This window comes from Thiohalospira halophila DSM 15071 (assembly GCF_900112605.1).
Classification (GTDB): Bacteria; Pseudomonadota; Gammaproteobacteria; order Thiohalospirales; family Thiohalospiraceae; genus Thiohalospira; species Thiohalospira halophila.
Genome location: NZ_FOMJ01000001.1, coordinates 806,539 through 814,936, shown reverse-complemented (window position 1 = coordinate 814,936; position 8,398 = coordinate 806,539). Strand labels below are relative to the sequence as shown.

At 63.8% G+C, this 8,398-nt stretch carries 6 protein-coding genes and 1 pseudogene; 4 read left to right on the top strand and 3 right to left on the bottom strand.

The annotated features are described in order from the left end of the window. From BM272_RS03915 to BM272_RS03905, 3 genes and pseudogenes are all read right to left on the bottom strand, one after another. Positions 1–259 (bottom strand): transposase (locus BM272_RS03915; protein ID WP_143613147.1); only part of this gene is annotated, 259 nt, incomplete at its 3' end. Between the two features lie 73 nt (positions 260–332). Then, a pseudogene (locus tag BM272_RS03910) lies at positions 333–602 on the bottom strand (helix-turn-helix domain-containing protein); the annotation flags it as partial. Between the two features lie 102 nt (positions 603–704). Beyond that, positions 705–3,743 (bottom strand): TDP-N-acetylfucosamine:lipid II N-acetylfucosaminyltransferase family protein, encoded by a 3,039-nt coding sequence (locus BM272_RS03905; RefSeq protein WP_093427410.1) that lies wholly within the window; start codon positions 3,741–3,743, stop codon positions 705–707. A gap of 93 nt (positions 3,744–3,836) precedes the next feature. On the opposite strand from BM272_RS03905, the gene BM272_RS03900 reads away from it, so the two are divergent. From BM272_RS03900 to BM272_RS03885, 4 genes are all read left to right on the top strand, one after another. After that, a complete protein-coding gene (locus BM272_RS03900; protein ID WP_159433013.1) occupies positions 3,837–4,358 on the top strand; it encodes a PilZ domain-containing protein in 522 nt (173 codons plus the stop codon). A 125-nt stretch (positions 4,359–4,483) separates the two neighbouring features. Then, positions 4,484–5,797 carry a sigma-54 interaction domain-containing protein gene (locus BM272_RS03895; RefSeq protein ID WP_093427408.1) on the top strand — a complete coding sequence of 438 codons (1,314 nt, stop codon included), beginning with the start codon at positions 4,484–4,486 and terminating at the stop codon, positions 5,795–5,797. Further along, positions 5,794–7,023, top strand: a complete 1,230-nt coding sequence (locus BM272_RS03890) for a sensor histidine kinase (protein WP_093427407.1) — start codon at positions 5,794–5,796, stop codon at positions 7,021–7,023. The genes BM272_RS03895 and BM272_RS03890 overlap by 4 nt, the downstream gene beginning before the upstream one ends. Continuing rightward, complete coding sequence (locus BM272_RS03885; RefSeq protein ID WP_093427406.1) at positions 7,020–8,387, top strand: sigma-54-dependent transcriptional regulator; 1,368 nt, start codon at positions 7,020–7,022, stop codon at positions 8,385–8,387. The genes BM272_RS03890 and BM272_RS03885 overlap by 4 nt, the downstream gene beginning before the upstream one ends. Positions 8,388–8,398: the final 11 nt, after the last annotated feature.

Sequence of the window (8,398 nt, the reverse complement as noted above, 5' to 3'; positions counted from 1 at the left end):
AGTACTCCGCCCGCTCGTGCTCGTTCATGGCCGCCGTCTCCACGACCGCCGCGAACTTGTCTCGGCTGCTCCAGCCTTCGGGACCACCGGCATCGGCATCCGGGACGCAGGTCCCTTGGGCTCGAGCCTCGTTACGCCACTTGTACAGCGTGCCCAGGGCAATGCCTTCCTGCTCGGCCACCGTCTGCGGACTCAGGTTGTGGGGCGGCAACATCTTGGCCACTACAGCCTCACGCCGCTCCCGGGAATATCGTGCCACTCGTCACTCCTATCGCCCCGGCTTTTCTAAGAACATCCTACCTCACGAGGCGACAACTAGTCTGAGGGCCAGGGCGGGTGACGGCGAGCATGTCCTCCAGGGAGAGCCACAGGGTCCGGCGCAGGGCCACCACCACCGCCTCCTGCTCCGGTGTCAGGGTCGTACGCAGCCGGTGCGCCGTATGCGAGCCGTCTTCGGTGGTAGCGCGCTTACGCCAGCGGCGAATGGTGTCCTCGGAGACGCCGAACTCCCGGGCCAGCTCCCGGCCCGGCTTATCCGAGGCCTGAATGGCAGCCCGATGGGCCGGCGTGGTGGTCGCGTTCTTGTGCAACCGGATATCCATCAGGCCCGTCTCCGTAGCTGGTCCAGGAAGTCCCGCATCACGGCGCGACTGGTGAACAGTGCCCACCGCCGGTGGTCAATGCAATCGTTGGGGACCTGACGCCTAATCCGCAGAGAGAATTTTTTGCCAGTCGTTCTTGAATTTTTCCGGGCTATTGAAGTCTCGGCTAAGCTTTATGTTCCAGTCTTTTTCAGAATTTTCGAGCCGAGTTAGTCGTAATTTCGATAAGTCATGAACTATGAAGCCGATTTTTGTTAAATGTTTCCAATTTGGAGATTCCCTTTTAAGATATAGTTTTTTACCCATGCCGAGCAAGAAGTAACACATGGCTAAGGCTTGCTGCCTGTCGTGAGCTAGGATCGCAATATCGAACTCCGAAAGGAATTTTTTATATTTTTCGCGTGCCATGAATTGAGTGACTGGCCTGAATTTGTCCCCGAAGTACTGATGGCCAAGTCGAGTAACCTTTTCCGCATAATCTGAAGAGCCATATGATAGCGGGGCGTAGATAGAGATGTTTTCATTGTTGAAGCCTTTAAGGCTATTAAATGCCTCCAGGTGGTTGTTGGTCGGGAATGAGGAGTTCCCAACTATGATTTTGAGGTTATCATTTTTGGGTCCGTCGTCTTCATATTTCTTGTCATGGAAGACAGGAACCTTTTTTGCTTTCCAGTATATTCCTTCGGCGCCGTAGTTATCCCGGAGGTATTCGACGTCGTAGTCAACATAAGTAACTAGGTTTCCAATTTTCTTTATGACGTCGTTTTTTTCTTTTGGTTGCGTCTCGGGAAAGTAAAAGTCTCCACCCCAAGGCATCCAAAATGTTTTTCCGAATAAAGCTGGGTCTCTCTGTAATAAGTTGTACGTCTCTTTGACCCACAATCCGTGGAAAAATATTCTTTTTGCCTGCTTGGCGTAATCTTCAAGCCTTTTCAGGTCTTGGTGGTTCGAGAAGTATTCTGCTGTTTGACCATTGACTAAGTTCTGCCATCTGTCTTTTGCCCCAATGAGAGCGTAATGATTTGAGAATTCATTAAGGTCAGAATCCATTACGTTGATAAAAGGGGCTAGATGTTTCTCTTCCGTTCCGAGCATGATGTGGAAGTTTTCCCCCATTAATTTCTTTTTTGGTTTTATTGCTTTCTTGTTTCTTTTATTTCCTTGTGTGTAAGCACTTCCGTGTCTACGAGCATCACTGTGAACTTCAAGTTCTTGACGCGCCCTTGCTAGAACGTCCTCTGGAATTTGTGCTGCGTCCGAGAAATTGATGGGTGAGGGTGGCTCTCCCCGGCACCAGCGACCCCATGCTGCGCGGAAAGCGGAATCCAGGTTGGTTGCGAACTGAAGGTACTGGCTAAGGGGCGCCTTTCGAACCATGGACCGGAGCGACTGGCGGAGCTGATTGATGGCTTCCGGCTCCCGCGAGCAGCTTATGGCCAGCGCGCGGTACTGTGAGAAGTCCCGGGCAATGAAATCGCCAAGCCCGACATTCTGTAAATGGCTGGCCGCGTGTCGTCCCGCAAAGGTCTCGCTGGGGCAGGTTATGACCGGAACACCCATCATAAGGGCCTCGACGGTGGTCAGGCCGCCTGTGTAGGGCCAGGGGTCGAGGGCTACATCAATACGGTTGTAGGTTTCCAGGAGTTGCCGATGGGGGCTACCGCCCTCGAGCACCAATCGCTCGGAGTCGATCTCGAAATGGGCGAAGAGTTCCAGGACCCATTGTCGGACCCCGGGGTCGTCGAGCTTCCGGTCCTTGAGCAACAGGCGACTGCCAGGGACTGCGGTCAGTATCGAGGACCAGAGTTCGGCCACCGTCTCGTTGAACTTGTGGAGGTTGTTCAGGCAGCCGAAGGTGAAGGGCTCTCCCTGAAGGGCCGGCAGGTGATTGATCTCCGGGAAGCTTGAGGGCCCGGTGTAGCTCACATAGCCGCCCGGCAGGCGGATGAATTGCTCCGTATAGCGGTATTCGGATCCCGGCGGGGTCTCCACGGCGTCGGTCAGGAGGTAGTCCATGGTCGGCAGTGCCGAGGTATCGAACAGGCCACCGACCCACTTTACTTGTACCGGAGCCACGCGCTGAGCGACCGCTGGGAGGACGTTGCGCTCACTGTGCCCCGCCATCTCCACCAGAAGGTCGAGTTCGTCATCCAGTAGTTGGTCGTGGACTTCCTGATGAGACCAGCCGGCGATATTGGTATAGCATGTTGCAATCTCTCGGAAGCGGTTGGCAACGGGATCCGAGGGGTTCCCTTCTCGGATAGAATATAAGAACAGCTCGTGATCAAAATAGTCGGCGAGGAAGCGCATCCCGGTGATACTCATCCAGCCGGCAGGATGTGCTAGAAAACCGTTGGAGACAAAGCCAATCCGCAGGGGGCGGTCGGCGCTTGTGTCTCGCTCGAACTCGGTGTTTCGGGGGAGGTGGTCGATGCATGCCTCGCGCCACTCTCGATAAATGTCATCGATCTCGGCCAGCGACAAATCCGGCCGATAGTGAGCGAGCATCAGGAGGTTCGACCACAATAGGTTGCTTTGAGGGCTTTTTTCAAGGGCTTTTCGCAGCCAGCCCATGCCTCCTGCTTTGTCGCCCAAATCGAAGGCCAGCATGGCCAGATCGTTGATTAGCGAGGGCGGTAGATCGCGACCGGCGTTAAACTGATTTTCTAGGAAATCTCGCGCTTCCATGCGCCGATGCAGTCCGCGTAGCGCTTGGTAACGGTGCCGGAGCAGGTTGATATGGTCAGACCACTGTGCGGCCTCGTTGTCCAGGATCTCCAAAACTTCTTCGTGGAGTCCGTAGGAGTTCAGGATTTCGAGGTGGCGGGCGACCACGGCAAAGATCGTATCTCCGCCGCGCGCCATGGCCTCTCGGGATAGCCTGACAGCCTCTTCCTCTTCACCATCCCATATGGCTACCTGAGCTCGGAAGCTATAGGTGCGGTAATGCTCAGGGTGATGCTCCCGGAGGTGGTCGACCAGGCGGCGGACGGTGGGCACATCGCCATCCCGAACCGCGACGGTCGCCGCCTCGACGGTCTGGATGAGGTCTTCCTGCTGTTCGTCAGTGGTGGCCGGGGACGGCTGGGGATTCTTGCCCCGCTTGGGCGCTCGCTTGTTGCGCTTCTTCCGCTGGCTCATGGCTCGGTTCTTCTCCGGGCTGGCTGTTGGGATACCACCTTCCGCGCTAGGATGGTGCTATCGGCATCGTAGCACAGCAGGGGGTTGGACCAAGTGGGCGAGGGAACCGCGGGACGAGGGCTCGGTTGGGAGGCCTCCATCCCGGTTCGAATCAGGGCGGTGGAGGAACCGGGGGACCAGGATTTCCAGAGGGGAATCAATATCCGCCTTCTTCGGGTGCTGACGGCTCCGGAGGATTCGGCGTCCGGTGATGAGGCCGATGATCGCGTTCGGCACCGTCTGGAGGCCAAGGTAGATCTGCTGCTTGTCACGATGGCACAGCAGGCGTGGAGTTCGGTTGGCCGGCAGGAGGTGGTCTTGTCCCGGGATGGCATCCGCGTGGAGATCGGGGAATCGAACGCCAGAGGGGAGGTGCGGGATATAGAGCTCTGGCTGGCCGCGGAACAGCCGCAGCCCCTGTACCTGCGGGGCCTGATCAGCGGAGAACCGGATGCCCAGGGTCGGGACTTCCTGGCGTTCGAGGGATTATCGGAGGAAGAAAGCGAATTACTGGAGCGGTTCCTGTTCCAGCAGCACCGCCGGGCTGTGGCGGCGGCGCGGCGTCGCCAGGGGTAAAGACAGGCGGTCTCCTCGCTGCCAACCGCCGATTTTTTGACATCCTTGACCCGTGCTGTTAACAATTGCGCATAAGATCCTGATCGGTCGAAACGACCGACGCGCCGGGGAGGGGGAGACGCGGCATGCAGCCTGCGCAAGTCATCGTGATGGAGCCCGACGCCGAGCGGCGGGCGGCCATGGGGGCGGTCCTGCGCTTCCTCGGCTGGTTTCCGCATAGTGAGGCAGAAGGCTGGCCGGAGCCGGCGGCCGTGGCCTTCGGCCTCCTCGGTCCGGGGGCCGATGGCGAACAGCGCCGGCGTTTCGACGCGCACAGCGGTGCCCATCCCCTCATTCGGGTGGTAGAGGGCGAACACGCCGACCCGGAAGGGCTCGCCGTCCGCTATCCGCTGGAGCAGGCGGAGCTGGAGGCGATACTCAACCGGGCCGGTGTCCACGCCGCGGCCACGGGTCCCGATCCGGGCCGCGACCTCGTGGGCAACAGCGAGGCCGTCCGCCGCGTGCGCCGGATGATCCACCAGGTCGCCGGTTCCGATGCCAGCGTTCTCATCCTCGGCGAGTCCGGTACCGGCAAGGAGCTGGTGGCGCGCAGCCTCCACCGCCTCTCCCCGCGTGGCGACGGCCCCTTCGTGCCGGTGAATTGCGGCGCCATCCCCGGGGAGCTCATGGAGTCGGAGCTCTTCGGCCACGAGAAGGGCGCCTTTACCGGCGCCGTCTCCAGTCGCCAGGGCCGCTTTGAGCTCGCCGGCGGCGGTACCCTTTTCCTGGACGAGATCGGCGACATGTCCGTGGCCATGCAGGTCAAGCTCCTGCGCGTCCTCCAGGAACACAGCTTCGAGCGGGTAGGCGGTACCCGCAGCCTCCCGGCGGATGTCCGCGTGGTGGCGGCTACCCACCGGGACCTGGAGGTCCAGCTCGCCGACGGCGCCTTCCGCGAGGACCTCTACTACCGGCTCAACGTCTTCCCCATCGAGATGCCGCCCCTGCGCCACCGGCGCGAGGACATCCCGCTGCTCATCGACGCCATCGCCGAGCGCATCCACCGCGCCGGCCGCGGCTGGGTTCGGCTCACCCCGGCGGCCCGCCAGGCCCTGGCCGCCCACGACTGGCCGGGCAATGTCCGCGAACTCTCCAACCTCATGGAGCGGCTGGTGATCATGCACCCCTACGAGGAGGTGGATGTGGCCGACCTGCCGGAGCGCTATCGCGACGAGGCCGCCCACGGCGCCCCGGCGATGGCCGGTACGGCCACGCTACCCCCCGAGGGTCTCGACCTGCGTGGCCACCTCGGCGAGGTGGAGCAGGCGCTCATCAGCCAGGCCCTGGAGGCCAGTGACGGCGTGGTGGCCCAGGCCGCCAAGCTGCTGCAGCTGCGCCGGACCACCCTGGTGGAGAAGCTGCGCAAGTACGGTCTTCAGCGGGAGTCCACCTCGGCATGAGCGGGGCGGAGATGACGGCCGAGGGCGACCCGGATCCACAGGGTGACCCACAGGTCGAACAGCAGAAGGAGCTGGAGGCGGCCTTCCAGGCCTTCAATCGCCTCTCCGAGCAGCTTACCGAGTCCTATCGCGACCTGGAGCAGCAGGTCGCCGCCCTGACCAGCGAACTGGAGCGCTCCCGCGCCGCCCACTCCGAGGAGCTGGCGGAGAAGGAGCGCCTGGCCGAGCGGCTGGAGCGGCTGGTCCGGGCGCTGCCCGCCGGCGTCGTGGTCGTGGGCGGCTTCGGTGCCGTGGAGGAGGCCAACCCGGCCGCCCGGGAGCTGCTGGGTGAGCCCCTGGAGGGCCAGCCCTGGGCGGCGGTCATCGCCCGCGCCTTCGATCCCCAGGGCTCCGGCTACGACCTGCGCCTGCGCGATGGCCGGCTCGTGAACCTGGCCACCTGCCCTCTGGGCAACGAGCCGGGCCAGATCCTGCTGCTCACCGATGTCACCGCCGATCGCGCCCAGCAGGAGCGCGACCACCACCAGAAGCGGCTGCTGGCCATGGGCGAGATGGCGGCCAGCCTGGCCCATCAGGTTCGCACCCCGCTCTCCTCGGCGCTGCTCTACGCCGGCCACCTGCGTCGGACCGACCTCGACGAGCAACGCCGCCAGGCGGCCGCGGAGAAGATTACCAGCCGCCTGCAGCGCCTGGAGAAGCTGGTCAACGACATGCTCATCTTCGCCCGGGGCGGCATCGGCGGGGCCGAGCGCCTGCCGGCCGGGGAGTTCCTGGGGGCGGTGGCCGGCGGGGTCGCCGGCGAGGCCGAGCAGGCGGGCGTGGAACTGGTTACCGAGACCCATGGCCTGGAGGAGGCCGAGCTGCGCTGCAATCGCGAGCTGCTCACCAGCGCGGCCCTGAACCTGGCGAACAACGCCGTCCAGAGCATGGGGGAGGGTGGTCGGCTGCGCCTCTCCCTGGTCAGTCCGGACAGCGACTACGTGGACTTGGAAGTGGCCGACACCGGCCCCGGGATCGACGACGAGGTGCGCCAGCGCCTCTTCGAGCCCTTCTTCACGACCCGCTCCGGCGGCACCGGCCTGGGGCTGGCCGTGGTCCAGGCGGTGGCCCGGGCGCACCACGGCGAGGTCCTTGTGGAGAGCGAGCCGGGTGTGGGTTCTACCTTCCGCCTGCGCCTGCCACTGGGGCTGGGCGAGCACGAACAAGAGGAGAACGACGGGGCATGAGTGAACCGGTCATCCTGGTAGTGGAGGACGACGAGTCCCTGGCCGAGGCGGTGGTGGACACCCTGGAGCTCTCGGGGTACCGGCCGCTGCACGCCGCCGACGGCAGTGCGGCCCTGGAGCAGCTCAAGACCGAGCCGGTGGATCTGGTGCTCACCGACGTCTGGATGAAGCCCATGGACGGCGATGAGCTCCTGCGCCGGGTGAAGGCCGAGCGGCCGGACCTCCCGGTGCTGATGATGACCGCCTACGGCACCATCGAGAAGGCGGTGGCCGCCATGCGGGAGGGAGCGGCCGACTACCTGGTCAAGCCCTTCGAGGCGGAGGTCCTGGTCAATACCGTGGCGCGCTACGCCGGCCGCTACGGCTCCGGGACCACGGAGATGGTCGGCGATGACCCCAAAACCACCGAGCTGGCGGACCTCGCCCGCCGGGTGGCGGCCAGCGACGCCACCATCCTCATCACCGGCGAGTCCGGCACCGGCAAGGAGGTGGTGGCCCGCTACCTCCACGGCTGTTCGCCGCGCGCCGAGGGCCCCTTCGTGGCGGTGAACTGTGCCGCCATCCCCGAGACCATGCTGGAGGCCACGCTCTTCGGCTACGAGAAGGGGGCCTTCACCGGCGCCCACCAGGCCTCGCCGGGCAAGTTCGAACAGGCCCAGGGCGGTACCCTGCTCCTGGACGAGATCTCCGAGATGGACCTGGGGCTCCAGGCCAAGCTCCTGCGCGTGCTGCAGGAGCGCGAGGTGGAGCGCCTCGGTGGGCGCAAGGTCATCGAGCTGGACGTCCGCGTACTGGCGACCTCCAACCGGGACATGAAGGCGGAGGTCGCCGCCGGCCGCTTCCGCGAGGACCTCTACTACCGCCTCAACGTCTTCCCGCTGCCCATCGCACCGCTGCGGGACCGTCCCCGTGATATCCTCCCCCTGGCGGAGCATCTGCTGGAGCGCCACGCCCGCCAGCTCGGTCGCGCCATCCCGGGGATCAGCGAGGGGGCGGCCGAGCAGCTCCACCGGCACGACTGGCCGGGCAATGTGCGCGAGCTCGATAACGTCCTCCAGCGGGCATTGATCCTCCAGCCGGGTGACGAGATCCTGACGCAGGATGTCCACTTCGAGCCGGGGACCGCCACTGCCTCGACGCGGCCGTCCGCCGCATCGGCCGCGGCGCCGGCGCCGACGGAAGGGCCGGCCGACGAGGGCGACCTGGAATCGGAGCTGCGCCAGCGCGAGCAGGCGAGCATCCTCGAGGCGCTGCGCAATGCGCCCAGCCGCAAGGAGGCCGCCGCCCGTCTCGGGGTGAGTGAGCGGACGCTGCGCTACAAGCTGGCGCGCCTGCGCGAGGACGGGGTGGAACTCCCCGGCTAGGCTGGCGCAAA